At 36.3% G+C, this 25,251-nt stretch carries 21 protein-coding genes and 1 pseudogene; 13 read left to right on the forward strand and 9 right to left on the reverse strand.

What is annotated here, in order from left to right; all coding sequences use genetic code 11:
• Positions 1–208: 208 nt before the first annotated feature.
• A pseudogene (locus AKG34_RS26755) lies at positions 209–347 on the forward strand (DDE-type integrase/transposase/recombinase); the annotation flags it as partial.
• Positions 348–673: 326 nt separating this feature from the next.
• Here AKG34_RS26755 and AKG34_RS09085 read toward each other — a convergent pair.
• Entirely contained in the window at positions 674–1,324 is a 651-nt protein-coding gene (locus tag AKG34_RS09085; RefSeq protein WP_407946250.1) for a YczE/YyaS/YitT family protein, read from the reverse strand.
• A gap of 2 nt (positions 1,325–1,326) precedes the next feature.
• Positions 1,327–1,764, reverse strand: coding sequence for a GNAT family N-acetyltransferase (locus tag AKG34_RS09090; RefSeq protein WP_053345779.1), 438 nt, complete (start codon positions 1,762–1,764; stop codon positions 1,327–1,329).
• Between the two features lie 123 nt (positions 1,765–1,887).
• Here AKG34_RS09090 and AKG34_RS09095 point away from each other — a divergent pair, with 123 nt between their 5' ends.
• On the forward strand, positions 1,888–2,340 hold the full coding sequence (locus AKG34_RS09095) for a MarR family winged helix-turn-helix transcriptional regulator (RefSeq protein ID WP_053345780.1): 453 nt from the start codon (positions 1,888–1,890) through the stop codon (positions 2,338–2,340).
• 270 nt (positions 2,341–2,610) lie between these two features.
• Here AKG34_RS09095 and AKG34_RS09100 read toward each other — a convergent pair whose 3' ends face one another.
• The 3 genes from AKG34_RS09100 to AKG34_RS09110 are packed head-to-tail and all read right to left on the reverse strand — an operon-like array spanning position 2,611 to position 6,670.
• On the reverse strand, positions 2,611–4,470 hold the full coding sequence (locus AKG34_RS09100) for an ABC transporter ATP-binding protein (RefSeq protein WP_053345781.1): 1,860 nt from the start codon (positions 4,468–4,470) through the stop codon (positions 2,611–2,613).
• Entirely contained in the window at positions 4,467–6,191 is a 1,725-nt protein-coding gene (locus AKG34_RS09105) for an ABC transporter ATP-binding protein (protein WP_053345782.1), read from the reverse strand. The genes AKG34_RS09100 and AKG34_RS09105 overlap by 4 nt, the downstream gene beginning before the upstream one ends.
• Positions 6,188–6,670 carry a MarR family winged helix-turn-helix transcriptional regulator gene (locus tag AKG34_RS09110; protein WP_053345783.1) on the reverse strand — a complete coding sequence of 161 codons (483 nt, stop codon included), beginning with the start codon at positions 6,668–6,670 and terminating at the stop codon, positions 6,188–6,190. The genes AKG34_RS09105 and AKG34_RS09110 overlap by 4 nt, the downstream gene beginning before the upstream one ends.
• A gap of 860 nt (positions 6,671–7,530) precedes the next feature.
• On the opposite strand from AKG34_RS09110, the gene AKG34_RS09115 reads away from it, so the two are divergent.
• The 7 genes from AKG34_RS09115 (at position 7,531) to AKG34_RS09145 (ending at position 14,903) form a co-directional block, all read left to right on the forward strand.
• Positions 7,531–8,526: a thiamine pyrophosphate-dependent dehydrogenase E1 component subunit alpha gene (locus AKG34_RS09115; protein WP_053345784.1), complete on the forward strand. Its 996-nt coding sequence runs from the start codon at positions 7,531–7,533 to the stop codon at positions 8,524–8,526.
• A 12-nt stretch (positions 8,527–8,538) separates the two neighbouring features.
• Positions 8,539–9,522 carry an alpha-ketoacid dehydrogenase subunit beta gene (locus AKG34_RS09120; RefSeq protein WP_053345785.1) on the forward strand — a complete coding sequence of 328 codons (984 nt, stop codon included), beginning with the start codon at positions 8,539–8,541 and terminating at the stop codon, positions 9,520–9,522.
• A 25-nt stretch (positions 9,523–9,547) separates the two neighbouring features.
• Positions 9,548–10,810 carry a dihydrolipoamide acetyltransferase family protein gene (locus tag AKG34_RS09125; RefSeq protein WP_053345786.1) on the forward strand — a complete coding sequence of 421 codons (1,263 nt, stop codon included), beginning with the start codon at positions 9,548–9,550 and terminating at the stop codon, positions 10,808–10,810.
• A gap of 51 nt (positions 10,811–10,861) precedes the next feature.
• The gene (locus AKG34_RS09130) at positions 10,862–11,731 is read left to right on the forward strand and encodes an aminoglycoside 6-adenylyltransferase (protein WP_053345787.1); all 870 of its coding nucleotides are present in this window, start codon (positions 10,862–10,864) and stop codon (positions 11,729–11,731) included.
• 405 nt (positions 11,732–12,136) lie between these two features.
• Positions 12,137–12,736 carry a nitroreductase family protein gene (locus tag AKG34_RS09135; RefSeq protein ID WP_053345788.1) on the forward strand — a complete coding sequence of 200 codons (600 nt, stop codon included), beginning with the start codon at positions 12,137–12,139 and terminating at the stop codon, positions 12,734–12,736.
• A gap of 464 nt (positions 12,737–13,200) precedes the next feature.
• Positions 13,201–14,178, forward strand: a complete 978-nt coding sequence (locus AKG34_RS09140; RefSeq protein ID WP_053345789.1) for a ring-cleaving dioxygenase — start codon at positions 13,201–13,203, stop codon at positions 14,176–14,178.
• Between the two features lie 125 nt (positions 14,179–14,303).
• Positions 14,304–14,903 carry a nitroreductase family protein gene (locus AKG34_RS09145; protein ID WP_053345790.1) on the forward strand — a complete coding sequence of 200 codons (600 nt, stop codon included), beginning with the start codon at positions 14,304–14,306 and terminating at the stop codon, positions 14,901–14,903.
• A gap of 152 nt (positions 14,904–15,055) precedes the next feature.
• On the opposite strand, the gene AKG34_RS09150 is transcribed toward AKG34_RS09145, so the two are convergent.
• Positions 15,056–16,399: an aminotransferase-like domain-containing protein gene (locus AKG34_RS09150; RefSeq protein ID WP_053345791.1), complete on the reverse strand. Its 1,344-nt coding sequence runs from the start codon at positions 16,397–16,399 to the stop codon at positions 15,056–15,058.
• A 116-nt stretch (positions 16,400–16,515) separates the two neighbouring features.
• Here AKG34_RS09150 and AKG34_RS09155 point away from each other — a divergent pair, with 116 nt between their 5' ends.
• Both AKG34_RS09155 and AKG34_RS09160 read left to right on the forward strand, forming a co-directional pair.
• Complete coding sequence (locus tag AKG34_RS09155) at positions 16,516–17,484, forward strand: DMT family transporter (protein ID WP_053345792.1); 969 nt, start codon at positions 16,516–16,518, stop codon at positions 17,482–17,484.
• The gene (locus tag AKG34_RS09160; protein WP_053345793.1) at positions 17,477–18,361 is read left to right on the forward strand and encodes a DMT family transporter; all 885 of its coding nucleotides are present in this window, start codon (positions 17,477–17,479) and stop codon (positions 18,359–18,361) included. The genes AKG34_RS09155 and AKG34_RS09160 overlap by 8 nt, the downstream gene beginning before the upstream one ends.
• Before the next feature lie 268 nt (positions 18,362–18,629).
• Here AKG34_RS09160 and AKG34_RS09165 read toward each other — a convergent pair whose 3' ends face one another.
• The 3 genes from AKG34_RS09165 to AKG34_RS09175 form a co-directional block, all read right to left on the reverse strand.
• Positions 18,630–19,187, reverse strand: a complete 558-nt coding sequence (locus tag AKG34_RS09165; protein ID WP_053345794.1) for an MFS transporter — start codon at positions 19,185–19,187, stop codon at positions 18,630–18,632.
• On the reverse strand, positions 19,184–20,614 hold the full coding sequence (locus tag AKG34_RS09170) for an FAD-binding oxidoreductase (protein ID WP_053345795.1): 1,431 nt from the start codon (positions 20,612–20,614) through the stop codon (positions 19,184–19,186). Before AKG34_RS09170 ends, AKG34_RS09165 begins: the two co-directional genes overlap by 4 nt.
• Positions 20,615–20,773: 159 nt before the next feature.
• Positions 20,774–21,382 (reverse strand): TetR/AcrR family transcriptional regulator, encoded by a 609-nt coding sequence (locus AKG34_RS09175; protein ID WP_053345796.1) that lies wholly within the window; start codon positions 21,380–21,382, stop codon positions 20,774–20,776.
• Between the two features lie 491 nt (positions 21,383–21,873).
• Between AKG34_RS09175 and AKG34_RS09180 the strand changes: the two genes are divergently transcribed.
• The gene (locus tag AKG34_RS09180) at positions 21,874–23,193 is read left to right on the forward strand and encodes an MFS transporter (RefSeq protein ID WP_053345797.1); all 1,320 of its coding nucleotides are present in this window, start codon (positions 21,874–21,876) and stop codon (positions 23,191–23,193) included.
• Positions 23,194–23,699: 506 nt separating this feature from the next.
• Positions 23,700–25,169 (forward strand): response regulator transcription factor, encoded by a 1,470-nt coding sequence (locus tag AKG34_RS09185; protein ID WP_053345798.1) that lies wholly within the window; start codon positions 23,700–23,702, stop codon positions 25,167–25,169.
• The last annotated feature ends 82 nt before the right edge of the window (positions 25,170–25,251 follow it).

Consider the following 25,251-nt stretch of genomic DNA (forward strand, 5'->3'; position numbering starts at 1 on the left):
GCTAACTTCCTATGCGAAATACCTTTTGTTTACATAGAACAGAATATTGGCAATTTAAAAGTTTTTATACTCAAAATAAAAAGTTTGAGAATCAACTTCTGTTAATTAAAGCTATTTTAGTTTTTCTTGAGGATTAGTATTCAACTATCATTATAATTTTATATTACTTTATTGATATTCTTAAGCAGCTACCATAAATGACTCCTGAAGAGTCGACAAAACGTATATCAAGTAAAAGGTCAATAAATGTATCTGTATCGTGCAGTGGATTCCAAAGGAAACACGATTGATTTTTATCTCAGTAAAACAAGAGACAAAAAGGCTGCAAACACTTCTTCAAGAAAGCTTAACGGTCTTTTCATGTTTCTAAACCTCGCGTCATTACGTAAAATGGGGTTTAGGTGGATAAATTCAAGGTTATACATACTCTATACTTTCGGATTCAATAGTATTTTGCTTGAGCACCAAAACAGATGGAGAGTATAAGGTTAAGGCGAATGAATATCACTGATTTACTGATTTTTTCTGTGGTTTTAGGTTGTCTTTAAGGCAGCTTTTTCATTATTAAACTGAGGGAGTTCAAGAGTGCATGTTGATCTTTGTTCATGCCAGATTTGTGGACTAAAGATTATTGTGCAAACTATAGGATAATTCTTTGCAAATAAAAACCATTCTATATCGAATGGTTTTTATCTGTATCTCTATTTGCTGTTGGATTAGGGTTATCTAATAAACTACCAATTAGTGGGATGAAATAATTGAGAATTGGACCTCCTAAACAAACGGTTAATAGAGTTCCGATACCAATTGGTCCATTGAATGTAATTGCCGCTATTAAGAAAACAAGATAAATTAATGTTTTTGAAAACACTATATTCATTCCAGTTAAATCTTGAATGATTAACATCAAACGGTCTACAGGAAGTGGGGCAAAGTTTGCATGTAAGTAGATAGCCGTTCCTAGTCCTATAACAACTAATCCACCCCCTAAACAAACAAGTTTAATGAGTATTTGTTCTGGCTGTACCAAGTTTTGTAATAAAAAAAGCCATATATCAATACCAAGACCTGTTATAAAAGCAGTTAGTAATCCAAAAAATTCTGGTTTTTGTCTTTTTAAAAGTGAGTTACAAAATATCATGATAAATGCTATTATGAATTCCCAGCTTCCAACCGTAAGACCTACTTGTATAGAAAGGCCTACCAAAAGGGCATCAAATGGTGATGTTCCAAGGTCTGATTGTATCGTTAAAGAACAACCAAGGGCTAATATTATGATTCCTAACACATAGAGGATAAATTTGGTTTTACTCACATTTAACACATTTATTCATTAGCTAATTCTTTTATCATTAAAATATGTGGACTACCATCTTCCATAAAAACATTTGATGAAGTTTGGTAGCCGAGTTTTTTATAAAAACCCTCTGCTTGTGTTTGCCCATGTAATTTAACCTGGGATATTTCCTTTTCTTTTGCGATTTCTTCTAATGTTTTAATAATTATTTTTCCAAGACCAAATTTACGGAAAGGCTCTAAGATACATATTCTCTCCAATTTACCTAAACCATCAACAACTCTTAACCTTCCAGTTCCGACAGGTTGTTCATTATGATAGACTAAAATGTGTTCAGAACCATTAAGTGTATCAAATTCATCAAATTCATCTTCTAATGAGAATCCTTGTTCCTCAACAAATACTTCTTTTCTTATATGAAAAGCATTTTTTAAATCGCTATCTACTGTTATTCTCTTTGAATCCAATGATCTTTCCCCCTTTTCTAGATTTATTTAATTAGACAAGTCATAATAACTTTATGACCTTTTATTAGTATAAATGAAATTATTTTTGTTGTAAATACAACAAAAAAGTTAGGGGTTTTTTTGATGAAGGAAATACTTCGTGAAATTGGAATGATAGCAAGGGCATTGGACTCTATAAGTAATATAGAATTTAAAGAATTTGACCTTACAAAAGGGCAGTATTTGTATCTTGTTCGAATATGTGAAAATCCTGGTATCATTCAAGAAAAGTTAGCAGAAATGATAAAAGTGGATCGCACGACAGCAGCTCGTGCAATTAAAAAACTGGAGATTCAAGGTTTTATTGAAAAGAAAAATGATGATAACAACAAAAAAATTAAAAAGTTATATCCAACTGATAAGGGCGAAAATGTTTATCCCTTTTTAAAGAAAGAAGGAGAGTATACCGACAAGGTTGCATTATCTGGATTTTCTTTTGAAGAAACAGAAACAATATTTCATCTTCTTCAAAAGGTCAGAAAAAATATTGAGGTAGATTGGGAATTTGTAAAAAAAGGAAATAAAAGAGGGTATTGATATAGGCTTATATATTATCCCTGCTTCATAGATGACTAAATGGGGCATTAGTTGAAGCAACATAAGCTAATTTGCATCTGTACTTCTAAGTTGAGAAAGATATGTAAAGTGAATAAAGTAAAAACCTCCAACACCTGTAACCCGTTCTGGAGATTAATTTGGATAACCTTTGTGTTGTAAGATGGAGTTGTTCAAAATTTTATATAGTTGTGGATATGAATTTAATAGAAAGAGGCTCGAATTTCGATTTGAAATTGAGCCTCTTTCTTATTATCCAGCTACATTTTCAGTAAACTGACTATTGTAAAGATCTGCGTAGAAACCATTTACCTCTAAAAGTTCTGAATGTGTTCCTTGCTCAATCACCTTTCCTTGATCCATAACAAGAATCAAATCTGCATCCTTAATCGTTGAGAGACGATGGGCAATTACAAAGCTAGTACGTCCTTCCATCAGTCGCTTCATCGCCTTTTGGATAAAGACTTCGGTCCTAGTGTCCACACTTGACGTCGCTTCATCCAATATCATAATTGGTGGATCTGCCAGGACAGCTCGTGCGATTGTCAAAAGCTGCTTTTGACCTTGTGAGATGTTCGAGGCTTCTTCGTTTAAGACTGTCTCATAACCATCTGGTAGTGTCCGAATGAAATGATCGGCATGTGCCGTACGAGCAGCTGCGAAAATTTCTTCATCTGTTGCTCCATTTTTTCCATAAGCGATATTGTCTTTAATCGTACCATTAAAGAGCCAGGTGTCTTGAAGCACCATCCCAAAGTTCTTTCGAAGGTCATTCCGAGACATATTCCGTGTATCTAGACCATCAATCTTAATCTTTCCGCCATTGAGTTCATAAAATCTCATCAAGAGATTTATCATTGTCGTTTTTCCAGCACCAGTCGGTCCAACAATTGCGACCGTCTGTCCAGACAAGACATCAATGTTCATATCTTTAATTAACAAGTCTTCACCGTATCCAAAATCTACATGTTCAAAAGTTACATCGCCATTTGCTCTCATTATACTAGCTGTCGTTTTTTCTTTCATTTCCTCTTCTTCATCGAGTAGCTCAAAGACACGCTCAGCTGCAGCAACCGTCGACTGAATAATGTTTGCAATGTTAGCTGTTTGTGTGATCGGCTGGGTGAACTGCTTTGAATATGTGATAAATGCTTGAATATCACCAATTGAGATCGAACGTTGCGTTACCAATATCCCGCCGACAACGCTGATAAGGACATAACTCAAATTTCCGATAAAGAACATCATAGGCATGATGATACCAGATATAAACTGTGCTTTCCTTCCCGCTTTATACAATTCTTCATTAACCAAAACAAACTGGGCGCTTGCCTTTTTTTCATGTCCGAATGCTTTAACGACTTGATGGCCAGTATACATTTCTTCAATGTGACCATTTAATTGTCCAAGTGTGCGCTGTTGATCGGCAAAATGTTTTTGGGATCTTTTTAAAATGGGCCGAATTGCAAATATTGACAAAGGTAAGCTGACAATCGAGATTAATGTCAATAACGGGCTAATCGAAAGCATCATAATGATAATCCCCAAAATTGTTACAATTGATGTGATGAACTGCGTTAAGCTTTGTTGAAGGGTGCTCCCGATTGTATCAATGTCATTTGTCATTCGGCTTAGTGTTTCTCCGTTAGGACGTCCTTCAAAATATTTGAGAGGAAGTTTCTCAAGCTTTTTATTAACATCTTCTCGAAGATCATATACTGTATCTTGTGCAACACTAGACATAATGTATTGTTGTACATAGTTGAAAAGACTGCTTAAGACATACAGTCCAGCAAGTAGTAGAAGAATCTGGCCAATTTTATCAAAGTTAATAGTTGCTCCTGGTATTCCTTGGAATTTCCCGTAAGCTCCTTCGAATAATTCTGTAATCGCCGTTCCCATGATTTTTGGCCCTACAATCATAAAAATTGTACTCATGATTGCAGCGAAGAACACGGCAATTAATTTGTTGCGTCGGGGTTTTAAATAAGCCAAGAGACGTCTTAGTGTTCCTTTAAAATCTTTTGCTTTTTGACCCATCATCATCATGTTACCGCCACCAGGGCCATGCCCCATTTGCCCGCCGCTTTGAGGTTTTTTTTGATTACTCATGCAATTTCCTCCTCTGAGAGCTGTGATAAGGCGATTTCACGGTATACGTCGTTTGTACTAAGCAACTCTTGGTGTGTACCCATGCCTACAATGTGTCCTTCATCTAACACGATGATTCGGTCAGCGTCTACAACCGTACTAACACGCTGTGCAACAAGTAATACCGTCGCATTTTTTGTTTCATCTTTCAGGGCTGCACGAAGGTTGGCATCTGTCTTGAAATCAAGTGCAGAAAAGCTATCATCGAATATATAAATATCTGGTTTTCGAATGAGTGCTCTTGCAATCGAGAGTCGTTGTTTTTGTCCACCTGATAGGTTTGAGCCGCCTTGTTCGATTTCTGCATAATAGCCGTCTTTCATTTTGCTTATAAAATCTTCTGCTTGCGCAATGCGAGCCGCATGCTCAATTTCCTCCTGTGTGGCGGTTTGTTTTCCAAAGCGAATGTTGTCAGCAATAGTACCCGTAAAGAGGATGGCTTTTTGTGGCACAAAGCCAATTTTTGAACGAATTTCATCTTGTGATGCCATACGAATATCAACACCATTAACGCGAATAGATCCACTTGAAATATCATAAAAGCGAGGGATCAAATTGACGAGCGTTGATTTTCCTGAACCTGTTCCACCGATGATTGCGGTGATCTCACCAGGTCTTGCAGAAAAACTAATATCCGATAATGCAGGTTCTTCTGCTCCTGGGTAACTGAAGGTTACATGTTCAAATTCAAGTGTACCGTGTTCACGATCTGCCTTATCTGTTCCCTCATCTAGGAATGAAGGTTTCATGTCAAGGACTTCGTTTATCCGAGTTGCCGACACAGCCGCACGAGGAACCATAACGAACATCATGGATGCCATAACAAGTGCGAACATAATTTGCATCACATATTGGATAAAGGCCATTAAGTCCCCAATCTGCATACCGCCGTTATCAATTCGAACTCCACCAAACCAAATGATACCAACAACCGTCAAGTTCATGACAAGCATCATTATAGGCATCATAAAGGCCATAACTTTATTTACTTTAATCGAGACATCTGTCAATTCTTTATTAGCTTTCTTAAGGCGTTCCTTCTCTTGGGTTTCACGATTAAAGGCACGAATGACGCGAATCCCAGTTAAATTTTCTCGTAATACAAGGTTCAACCGGTCTAATCGTTTTTGCACCGTTTGAAAAAGAGGCACACCTTTATATAGAATAAGCAGGATCGAACCAATCAACACAGGCATTGCGACGACAATAACAAGGGATAATTTGGCATCCTTCGAAACGGCCATAATCACTCCGCCGACTAGCATAATAGGTGCACTGATAACCATACGAAGCATCATAATAACCACTTGCTGGACTTGTGTTATATCATTGGTCGTCCGTGTAATTAGTGACGCGGTACCGACTTCGTCAAATTCTTGTAACGAAAATTTTTCAACATGATTAAAGACTTTCAGGCGGACATCGCGTCCCATTCCCATTGCTGCTTTTGACGAATAGTAGCTTGCGATAATGGAAGCACAAGCGCCAAGAGCTGAAACTAACAACATCAAACCACCAATTTTCCAAATGTAGGAGGTGTCTCCAGGAACGACACCTTTGTCAATAATATCGGCCATTAGTGTAGGCAAAAAGAGGTCCGACATTGATTGAACAAAGACTAGACCGAAAACTGCTAAAATAATCCACTTATATACGGATAAATTTTTCAGTATTTTTATCATTTTGTACACTCTCCTTGTTCTGTTGCTTGTGCTTCCAAATAGTTTGTAATTTGAAGATGCGTTTCAAGTAACTCTTCAAACTGTTCTTCAGTAAGCAATTCAATGACCGTTTGAAAGATTTGGTGAATACTACCTTCATGCATATGAATCGTTTTTAACAAATTTTTTCCCTTTTCGGTGATGGACAACTGGATTTCACGCCGGTTGCCCTCCACATGCTCACGATGGAGCATGCCAGCTCGAACGAGACCATCGACAGCTTGGCTCAGTGTGCTTTTTGGAAGAAATGTTTTCTCCCCAACGTTTTTTTGAGTCATATCTTCGTGAAGAATAATAGCCATCAAAATAGAATATTGGGGAACTGTTAATCCATTTTCTACTGCTGTTTTTTGAACGAATCGCATGATATTTTTCTGCACGTTCGAAAATGAACGTAATAGTTGTACTGAACGCATTAATTCTTGATTTTCACTCTCCACTCAACATCACCATTCTTCCTATTTTGAACTGTTCCATAGCGAACAGTTCATTTAATGAATTATTTAAATTTACATCTATTTTTCCGCTTAGTCAAGCAAAAAACAATTGCATCATTTCAGTGTGTATCTTGCCCTTAGTGCTAACATAAAAAGCAAGTTTTAAACTTCAGTCAAGTACTAAACTTATTCAACAAAGGAGGTAAGGGGTTTATCTATGCGACTCGATTATTCGGTTAGGTATATGGACAACTAATTCAATAATTGAGTTCTGGAATACAGACTAAAAAAATTGATAAATAAGGAAATCTTCGAATTTGATAGAGCTAGGGTGCTTTATTGATTTACAATATTAAACTGCGTACTAGAGTGGTTTTTTTATAGTATATAGAGTTCTCTTTTGACTAAAATCCGTTTGCTACCCTAGAAAGCGTTATGAAAGTGGAAGGAAGAATAGTGATAAAGCAGTGCTCTTAACGATGCCTTGTGGATTGTTTGATTTGCTCTTAATTCAAAAAGACAAGAAAATAATCTGATTACCAAAGTGGAATTAGTTGAAAATGTGAGATAGAAAGTGTTAGGATAATATTACTAAAGTTAGTACCAGGTAATAATACTAGATGATAACGTAAATGAGAATGTAATGGTGTTAAATAGAAAGCATGTATTACATAATAGGAACTTTTCATCCCTGGTGGGTACATAACCAAATTTAATTTTGTCGAGACAGTCAAAATCAGTTAAAGAGAAAGTATTGTGTTTCAGGTTACAGCGCTCCGTTTTGTATTTAAGGGTGCGAGTATGAGGACTAACATTCGGTTTTAAAAGAAAAATGTACTAATTATTAGGAGGGATGATGACGTATGGGTGAAAACCGTCATCTACAGGTAGGTCTCAGTGATGAAAAAGTGCTTGAGATGTATAAAGTGATGTTATTAGCAAGACGTATAGATGAGCGGATGTGGTTGTTAAACCGATCAGGGAAAATTCCATTTGTTGTTTCTTGTCAAGGACAAGAAGCCGCTCAAGTAGGGGCTGCGTTTGCATTAAATCGTGAAAAGGATTATGTACTTCCCTACTATCGAGATCTTGGAGTAGTGCTTGCGTTTGGGATGACCGCTAAAGATTTAATGTTATCCAGTTTTGCAAAAGCAGAAGACCCGAATTCAGGGGGGCGTCAAATGCCTGGTCATTTCGGGCAAAAAAAGAATCGCATCGTGACGGGTTCATCGCCTGTTACAACTCAAGTACCACATGCGGTTGGAATTGCACTAGCTGCAAAAATGGAAGGGAAAGATATCGTTTCATTTGTTACTTTTGGAGAAGGTTCATCTAATCAAGGTGACTTCCATGAAGGAGCAAATTTTGCTGGCGTTCATAAACTCCCGGTTATCTTGATGTGTGAGAATAATCAATATGCCATTTCCGTTCCAATTGAAAAACAGTTAGCGTGTAAAAAAGTATCGGATCGGGCCATTGGTTATGGAATGCCAGGTGTAACGGTTGACGGAAATGATCCGATTGAAGTATACAAGGTGGTAAAAGAAGCCGCCGAAAGAGGCAGACGAGGCGATGGGCCAAGTTTAATAGAAACGGTTTCATATAGGTTAACACCCCACTCAAGCGATGATGATGACAGTATGTATCGCTCACCTGATGAAGTGGCAGAAGCAAAAAAAATAGATTCGATTATTACATTTGGTGCCTATTTAAAAGCAACAGGGGTCCTAGATGATCAACTTGAGAAACAAATTAATGACGAGATAATGGACGTTGTGAACGAAGCGACTGATTATGCAGAAAACGCTCCATATGCAAACGAAGAAACGCTCTCGAAATACGTTTATGCAGATAAGTAAGGAGGAAAGAAGATGGCTGTAATTTCTTATATAGATGCAGTGATAATGGCTATACGCGAAGAAATGGAACGCGATTCGCGTGTATTTGTACTAGGGGAGGATGTAGGGAAAAAAGGTGGCGTTTTTAAAGCAACAACAGGTTTATACGAACAATTCGGAGAACAACGGGTTATTGATACTCCACTTGCTGAATCGGCTATAGCAGGTGTTGGCATTGGTGCAGCTATGTATGGAATGAGGCCGATTGCAGAAATGCAATTTGCTGATTTTATCATGCCTGCAATCAACCAAATTATTTCAGAGGCTGCAAAAATTCGTTATCGCTCTAATAATGACTGGCAATGTCCAATAGTCATTAGAGCTCCATACGGCGGCGGAGTCCATGGGGCGCTATATCATTCACAATCCGTAGAAGCTATTTTTGCCAATCAACCAGGGCTAAAAATTGTCATGCCATCCACGCCATATGACGTGAAAGGATTATTGAAAGCAGCTATTCGCGATGAAGACCCAGTTCTTTTCTTTGAACATAAACGTGCTTATCGCCTAATTAAAGAAGAAGTACCGACTGATGATTATGTATTACCTATTGGCAAAGCAGATGTGAAGCGTTACGGTGAGGATGTTACCGTGATTACTTACGGCCTTTGTGTTCATTTTGCGCTTCAGGCAGCTGAAAAATTGGCCAGTGATGGGATATCTGTTTATATTCTTGATTTACGAACCATTTATCCATTAGATCAAGAAGCCATTATTGAAGCAGCATGCAAAACTGGAAAAGTTCTATTAATTACAGAAGATAATAAAGAAGGAAGCATTATTAGTGAAGTGTCAGCCATAATTGCAGAAAAGTGTCTTTTTGATCTGGATGCACCGATAATGAGACTCGCCGGTCCGGATGTTCCAGCCATGCCATATTCTCCACCATTGGAAAAATCTTTTATGGTGAATCCTGAAAAAGTAGAAAAAGCTATACGGGATCTTGCAGCCTATTAAATTATTGGCAGGGAGGGTATGAAAATTGAAAATACAACAAATGAAAATGCCTCAGCTAGGGGAAAGTGTTACGGAAGGAACAATCAGCAAGTGGCTCGTTAGGCCCGGAGACCATGTGAATAAATATGATTCAATTGCGGAAGTGATGACTGATAAAGTCACAGCGGAAATCCCTTCGTCTTTTACCGGAAAGATTATAGAAATTTTTGCAAAAGAAAATGAGACAATGGTAGTTGGCGAAGTGATTTGTACGATTGAAGTGGAAAATGTCAGTGAAAAGAAGGAAGACAGTGACCAACAATTAGTCGAAAGCCTGAAAACGATTGAAACAACAACTAGCTCTAATCACCTTAAAACAAGATATTCACCAGCCGTATTAAAAATTTCACAGGAAAATGGCATTGATTTAACTAAAATCAAAGGATCGGGAAGAGACGGAAGAATCACCCGGAAAGATTTAGTGAAACTTCTTGAAAAAGGAGTGAATAAAATTGAAGAAAATCAGGAATTGGCACCAACATTTATTGCTTCAAAACAAGATCCTGCTGAAAAATCGTTTTCTTCCATTGAGACATTAGTCCATTCAGTTGGCGATATAGAGATTCCTATTACAGGAATCAGAAAAACAATTGCAGCCAATATGGTGAAAAGTAAACATGAAGTCCCGCACGCTTGGATGATGGTCGAAGTCGATGCAACAAACCTTGTTAAGAATCGCGATTCATTAAAAGCTGAATTCAAGCAAAAAGAAGGCTATAATTTAACATACTTTGCATTTTTCATCAAAGCCGTATCACAAGCTCTAACCGAATTTCCGGAGATGAACTCTATGTGGGCTGGCGATAAAATCATTCAAAAAAAGGATATTAATATATCCATTGCTGTAGCTGCGAGTAATGCTCTTTTTGTTCCAGTGATTAAACATGCGGACGAAAAATCAATTAAGGGACTAGCCAGGGAGGTTCATGAACTCGCTCAAAAAACGCGAACAGGAAAGTTGAAACCAGAAGATATGCAGAACGGGACATTTACGGTTAATAACACGGGGGCATTCGGATCTATTCAGTCGATGGGGATTATTAACCATCCACAGGCAGCCATCCTTCAAGTTGAGTCTATCGTCAAACGTCCAGTAATCATTGATGATATGATCGCGGTAAGGAATATGGTGAATTTATGTTTGTCGATTGACCATCGGGTACTTGATGGTTTAGTATGCGGTAAATTTTTAGCTAGAATAAAAGAAATTATTGAAACTGCCTTTCAGGAAGGTGCCTCCATTTATTGAGAAAAATATACCTTACATATAAGGCGTGTTTAATTAACTGGAGGTAAATGTATGCGGACTGAAGCTGACATGATTGAATTAATAGTAAAAATTGCAGAAAAAGATGATCGAGTCCGTGCTGTGGGAATGAATGGTTCACGAACGAATCCGAAAGTTCCAAAAGATGTGTTTCAGGATTATGATATCGTTTATATTGTGACCGAAATGGAATCTTTCATACGAGACCATAAATGGATTGATGTTTTTGGTGAACGACTCATTATGCAAAAACCTGAAGAAATGTCATTATTTCCACCAGAATTAGGAGGGCGTTTCTCTTATTTAATGCAGTTTACAGACGGAAACCGTATTGACTTATTATTAGTTCCTTTCGATGAAAAAGATGTTTATTGCAAAGAGGATAAACTTACGATTATTTTAATGGACAAGGATAATTCCCTTCCTTCAATTCCTAATCCGACCGATGTAGATTATTGGATTAAAAAACCTTCTACCGAATTCTTTGATGATTGTTGCAATGAATTTTGGTGGGTATCAACTTATGTAGCAAAGGGTTTATGGAGAAAGGAAATTATATATGCACAAGAGCATCTTAACAATGTCAGATCAATGCTCATTCAAATGCTAGAATGGCAGGTAGGTATTGAAACGAACTTTTCAGTAAGCGTTGGTAAACACGGCAAATATTTGGAGGGTTTTTTGACAGAAAAGAGTTGGCAGAAGCTTCTTTCCACTTATGCAGATGGAAGTTATGATGGTGTTTGGAGAGCATTATTTTCAATGTGTGATCTTTTTGATAGTACAGCGATGTATGTTGGAAAACATTTGAATTATGAATATCCTTATGAAAATGAAAAGAGTGTTATTACATACCTAAAACATATCCAAAACTTATCGCCCAATGCTACTGACATTTTTTAAGTTTTTTTAGCAAACATGTAAGTTCAAATGAATTGGGGAATATAGGATGTATTTCTAAACAAGTGAAGTATAAGGTAATTGGAAGCTGATTTTTCCGATACTAGAGACATCTCCAATTACCTGTTCCCCCAAAACTGAACCTTCATGAAACTAGCCTCCTATTAATTCAAATTAAGCAACTTCTCAATTTATCCCATATACAATCACTCATCATTTATAGCCCAGCCTCGGATAAGCAGGCATTACTAAGGACTTCTCAGAAGAAACGACAGCCTTTTCCTGTCAGTAATACAACTAGATCAGTATGAAATGTTTGACATTATTTTTTTTTATGTTTAAAATTACTTTGAAATAGAGATATATGTATTCGAGATAAATATAAAGAATTCTGGAGGAATAAACGTTATGACAAAAGATTTTTACACGGCTATTAAAGAAAGACGTTCTTATTATGGAATCAATAAAGAAGTACAAGTTTCAGATGACAAAATAAAGGACATTGTTGAATTTGCAGTAAAATACACTCCATCAGCTTTCAATTCTCAATCAGCACGCCTTGTTGTGTTAACAGGTGAAGCACATGATAAATTATGGGACATCACGACTGAAACGTTGAGAAAAGCAGTTGGAGAAGGAGATTTTACAGGTACTCAACAAAAAATGGATTCCTTTAAATCCGGTTATGGAACCGTATTATTCTTTGAAGATATGGCGGTTGTGAAATCTCTTCAAGAACAATTCGCTTTATATGCTGATAATTTCCCAATTTGGTCACAACAAGCTTCAGGTATGCATCAATTAGTTGTGTGGACAGCATTGGAAACAGAAGGATTAGGAGCAACATTACAGCATTATAATCCACTAATTGATGATGAAGTGAAAAATGAATGGAACATCCCAAGTAACTGGAAACTAATTGCTCAAATTCCATTTGGTAATCCAACAGCTCCAGTGGGAGAAAAAGAATTTCAACCACTTGAAGATCGTGTTAAATTTTATAAATAAAATGGATTAGGAAGAAATAACTTTTAGTAGCTGCATTACGTATTAGCGAAAAGTTATATATCTAAGAAGTTCATGACCCCCTAATGGCAGCGACACTAAAAAAGTCTTCTATTCGGGTTTTTCTTTGCCAATAGATAGAGAACTATTAATAAATGGATTTTATTATGATGAGTAACAGCGAGTAAAAAGATTGAGTTCAAGTAAGGTCATATTAACAAAGGTTGCATAATTGTAATCATAATCCATATTTGTTGACAGAGAATGATATCCATGATAAATTATCTTTAAATGAAGATATATTAATTCGAGATAATTGACTGAAGATAAAACTCTAAACACAATATCACTTGAATAGACAATCGACCTTAAAGGAAAAATGTAGTAACCGATTACGAATGAGTGAATCAGCAAAAAGCAGCAGTACCCAATAAGCCAAATTGTCGATTTTAGTAGGAGGAATATAAATGAATGAATTAAAAGGAATCCACCACGTAACAGCCATTACAAGTAGTGCAGAAAAGAATTACGAATTTTTCACTTATATATTAGGAATGCGTTTAGTTAAAAAAACGGTTAACCAAGATGATATTCAAACATATCACCTATTTTTTGCAGATGATGTTGGTGGTCCAGGTACAGATATGACTTTCTTCGACTTCCCTGGTATTCCAAAAGGAGTACATGGCACTAATGAAATTTCAAAAACATCTTTCCGTGTACCAAATGATGAAGCATTAGAATATTGGGTTAAACGTTTTGATCGCCTAGAGGTTAAAAATACCGGAATTCAAGAACAATTTGGTAAAAAAATCATTTCATTTGTTGATTTTGATGACCAGCAATATCAATTGATTTCAGATGAAAACAATGCAGGCGTTGCTGCGGGTATACCATGGCAAAAAGGACCTATTCCTTTAGAATATGCTATTACAGGATTAGGCCCCATTTTTATACGGATTGCCAACTTTGATTATTTTAAAGAAATGTTGGAAAAAGTTTTATTATTTAAAGAAATAGGGAATGAAGGATCATTTCATTTATTTGAAGTTGGAGAAGGTGGGAATGGTGCTCAAGTAATTGTAGAGCATAATGCGATTCTTCCTCAAGCACGGCAAGGTTTTGGTACTGTTCATCATACTGCATTCCGTGTTGAAGACCGTTCTGTTTTAGAAGAATGGATTAAAAGAATGGAAAGCTTCCAATTTCAAACGTCTGGTTATGTAGACCGCCACTTTTTTGAGTCACTTTACGTAAGAGTGGCACCGCAAATTTTATTCGAATTTGCAACAGATGGCCCTGGCTTTATGGGAGATGAGCCATACGAAGCGTTAGGAGAAAAATTATCTTTACCGCCATTCTTAGAACCAAAACGTGAACAAATCGAAAAATTAGTTCGTCCAATTGATACAGTAAGAAGTACAAAGGAATTCATTAAAGAATAATTGATGTGAATTACATCTTTAAACGAATTATATGCTGGTTTGTTCCTAATACTAAAACAGGTAGAAATAAGTATGAAAAGAATGATTCAGGATACATTTTAAAAATAGTTCAGGAGGAATGAGTTATGACTAAAGATTTTTATACAGCTATTAAAGAAAGACGTTCTATTTATGGAATAAATAATGAGGTAAAAGTATCAGATGAAAAGATTAAAGAGATTGTTGAATTTGCTGTAAAACATACCCCATCGGCATTTAATTCTCAATCTTCCCGTCTTGTTGTGTTAACTGGTGAAGCACATAATAAATTATGGGATATTACGACTGAAACGTTAAGAAAAGCGGTTGGAGGGGGAGATTTTACAGGTACTCAACAAAAAATGGATTCCTTTAAATCTGGATACGGAACAATATTATTCTTGGAAGATGAATCTGTTGTGAAATCGCTTCAAGAACAATTTGCAACATATGCTGATAACTTCCCAATCTGGTCACAACACACCTCAGGTATGCATCAATTGGTTGTTTGGACAGCACTGGAAGCAGAAGGATTAGGAGCAACTTTGCAGCATTATAATCCACTAATTGATGATGAAGTGAAAAAAGAATGGAGTATACCAAATAATTGGAAACTGATTGCGCAAATGCCATTTGGTAATCCAACTGCTTCAGCGGGAGAAAAAGAATTCCAACCACTTGAAGACCGTATTAAATTTTACAAATAAAGTGGGCTAGGAAAAAAAACTTTGTTGAGAGCCAATTCTAAATTGGCTCTTTCTTTGTTTGTACTCATTTTGCACATGCTTTTTCAGAATCACAAATGTAAATGTTATCCTGAAATGATATTTTAAAATGTAAAGCTGCATGTTAAGTTAGTTTATAGGTAATAGTTCTGTTTGTTATTCAATTCTTTAAAAATGAGAGCTATTCCTTGGTCTAGCTTTTGTATATTTGTATTGGACACATTTAATTTTAATATTTTTTCTTGGTGAAAGCCGTCAATATAATTTTGACCTATCGTCTCTACAAGAATTTGTTGATTCTGTAAGTTTTTTATGAGGTTAGCATTATTTAAACGATGAGGTAGCACGATATGAGAATTCATACATATGGATGCTGGGCGATAAAAGCCAAGGGTAGAGTGCTTTTCTAGAGCATCATATAGCAAGTTTGCACGCATTAAATAGGACAGACGTACTTTGTTTCTATGACGTTCAAACATGCCGCTTTTTATGTAGATTTCCAAGGCTGCTTGTGAAATCATTGAACTATCAATATCAGCTGTTCTTTTATAAAGTTGGAAGCTGTCTGCTAATGATTTAGGCAATACAGCGACACCTATGCGTAATCCTGGAAACATTATTTTAGAGAAACTTTTTAAATAAATGACCATTTGATGAGTATCCTCGGAAAAAATAGGGTCTACCTTCAAATTTTCTTCGAAATCTGCTAAATAATCATCTTCTACAATATAAACACCATACTTTACAGCAAGTTTTAGTATCTCTTCTCTGTCCTTTTTAGAGTAAGAAGTCCCTAACGGATTATGAAAACGAGGCATCGAATAAAAAAATTTAATATCCTGACTTCTAAATATCCTCTCTAATTCCCCTAAATCAATACCTTCTGCTGTTCTTTGGATTCCTAGCACGGAAATCTTGTACGCTTTCAATTGTTCCATAAATAGATGATAGCTGGGCTGTTCCACAAGTATATGGGTACGTTCATTTGGAAAGGGGATGAACGTTAATAAGGAAAGTGCTTGTTGCACGCCAGAAGTAATGAAAATCTGTTCTTCTTTTGCGAATACCTGATATTGCTCTAATTGTTTTTGTATTACTTTAATTAAAGAGGGTAGTCCTTTTGGAGTGCCATAGATAAACAATTCTTGCTGATAGGTATCGATAGCTTTGTTGATACAATGTTGAAAGTCATGATACGGAAATTGATGCCAAGCAGGAGCGGAGGTAACAAAATCGATTTCCGAAGTTGGTTCACTTTTAGCATCAAATTCTTTTTGCACGACATAATATCCACTTTTAGGAACCGCGTAGATTAAATGCCTCTTTTCCAATTCTTGCAGGGCTTTCAAGACTGTACTTTTACTACATTGATGTTTATCGCTTAATTGACGAATAGATGGGAGTTTAAAGCCCGCTTTGAGCTGTCCATTCTGGATGAGAGATTCAAATTCATTAAACAAAGCTACGTATTTTAGCATGAATACCTCCTATAAACTGTACCGTTACAGATGCTTCTTATTTGTATTGTATCGTAGTGGAACTTTTAATACGATACTAACAACCGGCCGGGTGATGAAAAGGAGGATTTACACATATGTCAGAACAAAAAAAAGCCTATTTTGCGGCGATAGTATATGCCATTATTATTGGATTTTCATTTATCTTTACAAAAATATCATTAATAGAAGCGAGTCCGCTAGATACTTTAGCACATCGATTTACGATGGCTTTTTTGATCGCTATAATTTTAAAGCTGTTGTATAGGAGGACTTCAGTGAAGATGAGGGCAAAGGATACTTTGAAAATTCTTCCGTTGGTGTTCCTTTATCCAATTTTATTCTTTACATTTCAAGTGTTTGGTCTCGTTTATACCTCATCTTCAGAAGCGGGTATTATCCAAGCGACCATACCAATTTTTACGTTATTATCAGCTTCATTATTTTTGAAAGAATATGCTGGTAAAGGTCAAAAATTTTTTCTTTATTTATCTGTGATGGGGGTTATCTTTATCTTTGTCATGAACGACTTGCAACTTGAGGCTCATAGTTTGAAAGGAACGATACTGATCTTATTATCCTCGATTGCTGCCGCTTTCTATAATGTGGTAGCAAGGACATTATCAAAGCAATATTCACTATTTACGTTAACTTATGTGATGACGTTCGTTGGTTTTGTTGCTTTTAATAGTATGGCCATCATCAACCATATAATTAACCAATCAATTAGTAGCTTTTTTTTACCCTTAACAAGTAGTTCATTTCTCATTTCAATCGTATATCTTGGTGCATTATCGTCACTGCTTACTGGGTTTTTATCAAACTATGCATTATCTATATTACCTGCCTCTAAAATGAGCGTTTTTAGTAATTTAGCAACATTGATTACGATCATAGCTGGGGTGATTTTCTTACATGAATCCATTCACTATTATCACGTTGTAGGTGCGATGATTATTCTTGTTGGTGTAATTGGCACGAACTATTTTGGTAGTAATCGGTCAAAGCATATTAGTAAGACTATTGCCGATCCTTTGATGATAAAGGGGAGTAAAGTGAATGAATAAATATGTTTTATTACTCTTGATTAGTTGTATATGGGGATCTCAATTCTTCTTTATTGCATTAGTTATAGATGATGTTGGGGTTATTACTTTGTCAGCCATCAAAGCATGTATTGGTGGTATCTGTTTACTCTTCATTGGCTTTTTTTTATCGAAAGAAGAGCGAAGAGTAAATAAGAGTTATTATAAATGGTATATAATCATTGCGGTTTTCGAGGTTGTACTCCCATTTGCATTCATTGCACAAGGCCAGAAAACGGTGCCTAGTAGTGTCGCAGCGATGTTGATTGGAATGGTTCCTGTTTTTACTATCCTCTTTTTAATAGCATTTTTCAAAAGAAAAAGCACAATGCCGGAGATTACAAGTATCCTATTCGGATTTGCAGGTATTGTCTTTCTTTCCTGGCCAACACACGGTTTTCAAGATCTTTTCAACAGCATTCAGGGTAATATCCTATTGATATTAGCAGCTATGAGTTTTGGATTATCATTGATTATCCTGGAGAAATTAAACGAGGGATCTTCCGTTATTCATATGAGAAATGTATTACTGATTGCCAGTGCAATGCTCATCCCAATGTCCCTTGTGTTTGAGCAATCTTTCGAATTGGATTTAGAACGACCTCAAACTATTTACTTAGTCATTTTAGGCATTTTCCACGCTGGTGTTGTTTATGCATTATTTAATAGGATGATTCGGCAAGAAGGCGCGTTATTTACGTCATTTAGTAATTATATAGTGCCAGTCATAGGAATGATTTTAGGCTTTTTCTTTTTACATGAAGCATTGTCTATTCAACAGTTGATTGGAATGGGTGTTATTATGATGTCATTAGTTTTATCAGACGAAAAAATAATAACCATGTTGATAAGAAAGTAGTTTTTTATATTAAGTGCTATTGTTCGTTAGTCTTTAATTGTACTAATAAACGGAGTAATTTTAGAATTGCGTATATTTAACGAAATCAAATTGAGAAAAGGGGAGCAGGTTTAATATATCTTTGTTAGTTCATTTTTTGTTTTTTGATCCGCAAATGATTTATATAGTAGAAGAAGCATCTGCTGAGGTTAATGCAGATGCTTCTTCTACTAAAAGGGGTAACTGATTTATTAGTGCTAACTAGTAATAAATCCTAATATTTTTTTATTTATTCTACATTATATAGTGAAGTGTTTTTCTCCATCTTCATTATAATAAAACCACTCCAGGCAAAAATTAGGGATGCTAGATAAAAAATGCTGCCAATCGTTAAAAAGTCCACTAAATACCCGGTTGCGATTACGGCAGTAGCTGCGCCAATGGATGTCCAGACATGGTAGTTTCCAATTTCCTCACCCGCTGTTGTCTTCGTAACATATCTTGCAAGTACCGTTTTTTCAGTGTTTTTTTGTACAGCTCCAAGGAGCCCCATTATGATCTGCAGGAGATAGACATGCCAAATTTCATATGCGAGAGGAAAGGCAAGAAGGATTAGTGCCATTCCCCATGAATAGAAAAGGAGAAATGCTTTGTCACCCGCTTTGTCAGTGAATTTTCCGATTAAAGGATAGCTAAGTGCTGCAGTCAGTGAGAATATTCCATATGCCCATCCGAATTGCGAATAACTGGTGCCTACATTTTTGATTAGCAAAATATAAAAAGGGAAAATCATGCTGGCAGCCATTCCAACAGTGCCTTGGTAAAAAACAAAACGTTTATAATTCATGGATGATACTCCTTATAGAAAAGATTCATGAAGCGATTATCAGGATCATATTTCTTCTTTAATCGAAAGAATTCATCGGTACGCGGATACGCTTCAAATAATTGTGTCTTTGTTGGATACCCATAATAGGGCAAATAGTAGCTGCCGTTATGGTCAAGCGTCACATTAATCATGTTACGGATGACCCTTCCCGTATTTTCCTTACTTTCGTTATCTGTACCTTGATTGATGAGCATTACAAGAGCGAACATATCATCCTTGGCATAGGACATGAGTGATTCATCATTATGTTCCACATAACGAATGGTAATATTTAATAAATTAAACTCTTTTTCATCAGATAAGGTTTTTCTTAAATCATCGATATAATCAGCAAATTGATCAATCGGAACGAAATATTCTTGCAGAACTTCAGTTTTGGAGGGGTGGCTGTAATCCATAAAAGCAGAGTCAGACCGCATCACATTATTTCTGGAAATCAAGTTACCATCAATATTGGCCGTGTAGGTTTCTTGAGTTTCCCAAAACCTTTTTTTACCCCAGTCATTATAACGGGAGAGGCCAAGAAAGAATTTAGGCACGGCAATGATCGTTTCTCGTTTGAGAGTATTGTAGTTAGATAGCTGTGTTTGGTCATTTGCCCTATAATAATCCGTTACATACATTTCATCCAAATAGGAGTCAGGAGCAACCGATATTCTTGCCAGATGCATTTTAACATCATCGTTTTGAAGAACATCTCTTTTAAAGTACGACGTATATTCATCATAATGGAGTGATTTAGTTTTAATTTTATAAAGTTCGTCATCGGTAAGTTGGAGTGTCACGTCGAGTATTACTCCAAACAAACCATACCCGCCAATAACCGAATAGAAGAGCTCCGAATTTTCTTTGCGGCTCACTGTTAGGATTTGTCCTTTTGCGTTTAGCAATCTAAAAGACTCCACAGTTTCTATCAAGGCATGATGCCGAATATCGCGGCCGTGGACATTAACGCTCAAAGAACCGCCTATGGTAAAAATGTTTTGAGATTGACTGACCTTCAGTGCAAGTCCATATGGGTTGATATATTCCTGGAGAACAGCCCAGGTTGCTCCGCTTTGGACCGTGATGCGTTTTTCTTTTACATCCAAATCAAGTATTTTATCATATTGTTTCATATCTAGCAGAATACCGTTTGGATATAATGTCTGTCCTCCTTGGCTATGCTGCATTCCGGCAATGGAAATATGGTCATCGTTTTTTGCGGCTTCTAAAACGACTTTTTTGATTGCTTCTTCACTATCTTCTGCCTTTATCGCTTTCATTTTAACTGGCATCAGCCGGCTGATATCTTCTGCAATAGGGTGGTCAAGCTTGAAATTAAAAGCCTGCAGTGATAATCCAAATAAGATTGCATATAGGATGATAAAGAAAAATCGTTTCATAATATCTGGCTTTCGACTCCTCGTTTAAAATGTCTGACACTCAAGTGAAAAATGAAAATGTATGAACTTTATAGATTAATGGAGTTACCCTGACCATTCAATGAGATTGGGGTTAATATTGAATTAAATGTCAGATTTTTTGAAAATGAATCTTTTGATTTATGTATTAGTTCTTTTCAGCCCATTAATGATTGTTTCGGTTAGCGGTATGGATAGTGATTCCAAGCTTTGTTCTGAGTTGTTTAATCCCCAATGATAGATGATTCCCATCAGGCTTTGGGTGATAAGTTGTGAAATTTCGTTAACTGATTGGTCAGTGCCAATGTCGTTTTGTTCTTTCGCCTCTTCAATTAATGAACGAATAATTTGGACGAGTGAGCGATTTGAATTTAAAAAGTAAGTATGTTCTTTTGAATCTAAAGCGGAACTGTAAATCACTTTCATTAAATCTTTGCCCATTTCTTCTTCCAGAAAACGCATCAATTTGCGTATGAAAATAAACAATTTCTCGGTAGGGTCCATATCGACTGGGAACGAACGGAAGACTTCGCGATAGTAATCATCGACTTCTGTGAATCTCACTAAAAAGATGTCCGATTTCGCTGAAAAGTGTTGATAAAATGACCCTTTTGATGTGCCACTTTTTTTCACGATTTCGTCAACGGTAACTTTATCATAACCTTTTTCGCTAAATAGCTTTAAAGATATTTTTAAAATTTTTTCACGAGTCTTTTCTCCCCTAAGCTGTTTCTTTCTGGGTTCAATCATAAAAAACCTCCAAATGTTAATTGACAGAATATTCCTATGTAGTTTAATATCAGACTACAGTCTAGTTAAAGGATTGGTGTTCTATTTAATCTAACGTAGATCATGAATAATCACAACGCTTTCTTAATTGCATTTTTTACACATTTAGAAGGCGTTTACAAAATTCAAGATAAGTATGGGGGAGGTTCATTCAGTTTAAATAGGAGGTTTTTCAAAGTAGAAGAATTAGGTGAAAAGGTTCGTTAGATTTTTCTGAAGATTCCTATACAATCGATTACTGTCATGTAGAAAGGCTTATTCCTCTTTAGCCCTGAGTATATGGATTGTATTTATAATATTGTTGGATTCAGTATATGTAAATGGAGGGAGGTGGTATCAGGACAAATTGATAGTCCTAGGAATGAACCAGAGAGTCGGGAAGCACGAAAAGAGATGTGCAGTCAACGGATTATTTTTTGGGAAATAGTAGCATGAAAAGGGAGGAAATAATCATGAATCATTCCAGTGGTGAAATAGAGAAAAGAACGATCAGTAAAACGATGAAACGGATTCTTCCATTTATCTTGATCCTTTATATCATTGCTTACTTGGACAGGGTCAATTTAGGCTATGCTGCTTTACAAATGAATGCTGAATTAGCCTTATCCGCTGAAGTTTTTGGATTGCTTTCTGGTATTTTCTTCATAGGCTATTTCTTTTTTGAAGTTCCAAGCAACATGATCATGCATAAAGTGGGAGCTCGGATGTGGATTGCCCGTATAATGATTTCGTGGGGACTCGTGGTAATATTAACAGGTTTTGCACAAACAACGATGCATTTATACATTCTCCGTTTTTTATTAGGTGTCGCCGAAGCGGGTTTTTTTCCTGGTATAATTTTGTATTTAACTTATTGGTTCAGGGCCCGCGAAAGAGGACGGGCAACAGCGGTTTTGCTTTTAGCCTTACCAATTGGCGGATTGATTGGTGCGCCTGTGTCGACGTGGATTCTTGACAATATTTCCTGGTTTGGTATGGCAGGCTGGAGATGGATGTTCATCCTTGAGGGCATTCCGGCCATTATTATTGGAATTGTTGTTGTTTTCTATTTAACTAATAGACCGACTAACGCTAAATGGTTATCTAAGGAAGAAAGTGATTGGTTAGAAGGGGAATTGAGTGCGGAAAGAAAACTAAGCTCGAAAATAAATAAAGTCACTAAGCTTGATATGCTGAAAGATTCGAAAATATGGAAGTTGGCACTTTTCTATTTTGCAGGGTACACATCTATCTATGGATTGTCATTCTGGATGCCAACCATCATAAAATCTTTATCGGAAAATGCAACAACCAATTTAGAAATTGGATGGTTAGCGATGATTCCATCGTTAGTCGGTATACCTGCCGTTATGTTTGTAGGCTGGAATTCAGATCGGACCAATGCACATAAATCACACTTGCTCGTTTGTCTCATGATAGCAGTTATCGGTTTTATTGGATGCGGCTTTTCAGATAGTGTCTTTATGATGGTGCTTATGTTAACGATTACATCTTTCGGGTTATACGGTTTCAGTGGATGTTTCTTTGCATATATGACATTTTTCTTCACTGAATCCACTGCACCAGTTGGAATAGCCCTAGTCAATTCATTTGCGGCTTTAGGTGGTTTTGTAGGACCGATGATTCTCGGAACTGTTGCTTTTACTCAAGGTATGTTTATCTTATCTGGATTACTTGTAATAGGAGTCATCACCCTATTATCATTAAAATTGACAAGTGCTTCAGATGAAAACATCGTAAAAGAAGTTGAAGTCAATATTAATCAATTATAACTGATTTAAATGAAAATTAAATTGTGGGTCTTAAAAGGGATATAAAAAGAAACACCATTGAAAAGTGTAAGATTTTTCTCTGGTGTTTCTTTTTATTTTTTAATATAGTTGTATCGTAAAGAAAGAACAAGCTCTTTTACTGCCCCACCCATTTTTTAGAAAGCGTGAATTGAAAACTTGGAAAGACGGTTAATATACTAAGAATAAGAAACTCATGAACGAACAATGACTCGTATTTAGATAAATGGTAAGTCTTTGTAAGATAGCAGTTATCTTCAGTAGTTGCTCTTAATGTTAGTTCCTTCTGTAAAAACTTTTAATAAATCCGAATGGATGAAGCTGCTCAACAAGACTTGTTCTTAACATTCTGTGTGGAATAGAATTGAAGGAAAGGTGAAAGCTTCTTAGAAAATAATTGTATTATTCATTTTCTTTTAAGGGCGACTTTAATGTATAGGTACGTTTCCTTGATGAAAGTTAAATGCAAGAAGAGATGAGGGAATAATGTGGAAATCCATTTGGTGGCAAAAGATGAGATAGAAGCTCAAGGAATCCGGTGGATAGTGGAGTCTCATCTTACTGGAGTTCGATTAATTCTGTGGAAAACAATTGAGGAATTTGAAGTGGGTATGCAAAATCAGCATCCAGAATTCGTCATTTTGGATATGGATTTATGGACGAGTGAAAGTGAGATGTTGGGTGTGAAGTTAAAGCAACGAGGTATTCGATGGTTAGGAGTTTCATCTGAGCGAATCTTTCAAACTGCATATCGAGCGCTTCGTTTTCGTGCGGAAGATGTTTTATTCCGTCCTTTTTCTTCTGTAGACTTAGTAAAACATATTCAACAATTACGTTATCAATTGAGAAACGGTCAAGGTTATCTCTCAAATAACACAATGGAAGTAGAGAATACGTTGGCCATCGGTTACCCTGATTTCTTTTTGACAGAGCGGAGACATAACAGTAGGTTAACGATGGTCGCATTTTTGACACCTCATCATAACACGCTTCCTTTAGTTTATGATGAATTACAACGTTATTCTTTTACTGGCAATAATCAAATATTTGCGTTATCGGATTTTATTTTATGCGTCCAGGAAACTAAGGAAGTCGATGTATATAAGGAAGAGTATCAAGCGTTTCTTGCTCACTGGAAAGAACGTATGGATGAGCCTCTTGCCATAATAATCAAAGTAGCAACTTCAGATGATTCGTTAAAAAATACATACCAGCAAACTCGTGAATTGACGAGGCGAATTTTTTTCGAAGGTTATGATATTATTTTAGCAGAAAGTCAACAAATGTCCTCTCAAGAGATGGATCCATTTCTCACTCCTCTGGAACAACGGCAATGGATTGAAATGCTTGAAAGACGAGATACGAAAGCGATTAGGAATTGGGTCGAGCATGAATTTCTGACTTTTCAGCAACCATACCCTGATCCTGAAATAGTTCGCATTCGCCTTACAAGTGTTCTTGCGCAGATCAGGAGGCATATGAAATCATACAACCTCCAAAACTCATCTTTAGAAGCAATCTATCATGAAGTTTTTCAGCAAATAGTACATAAACCAGTTATTTATCAAATTGTTAAAGAGCTGCTTATGTTTACCACCCGTTTGCTTCTTCAGGATCATGAGCAATTACAAAATGGGGCGCGCACACTTGTCGAAAAAGCAAGGGAGTTGATAGAGTCTAACTATTGGGATGCCCAATGGAGTTTATCAACATGCGCTGATGCGCTTCGTATTAATAAAAGCACTCTAAGCCGTCGTTTTGCAGCCGAATCCGGTCAGTCTTTTCGTAATACCCTGCATCAAGTTCGAATTAGAGAGGCTAAACGTCTATTAAAGGAATCGGATTTATCATTGGAAGAAATTGCACAATTAACGGGTTATTCACATCAAACATATTTTAATGCAAAATTCAAACTGCTTGAAGCATGTACACCATCTGCTTATCGGTCTGGATTATGAAAAAAGGCGATTCAGCTAATACTGAATCGTTTTTTTATTGGGCTACAAATGAAAAAAATGAAATTGTTTATAAAAATATAAA

The organism is Peribacillus butanolivorans (genome assembly GCF_001273755.1).
Lineage (GTDB): Bacteria > Bacillota > Bacilli > Bacillales > DSM-1321 > Peribacillus > Peribacillus butanolivorans.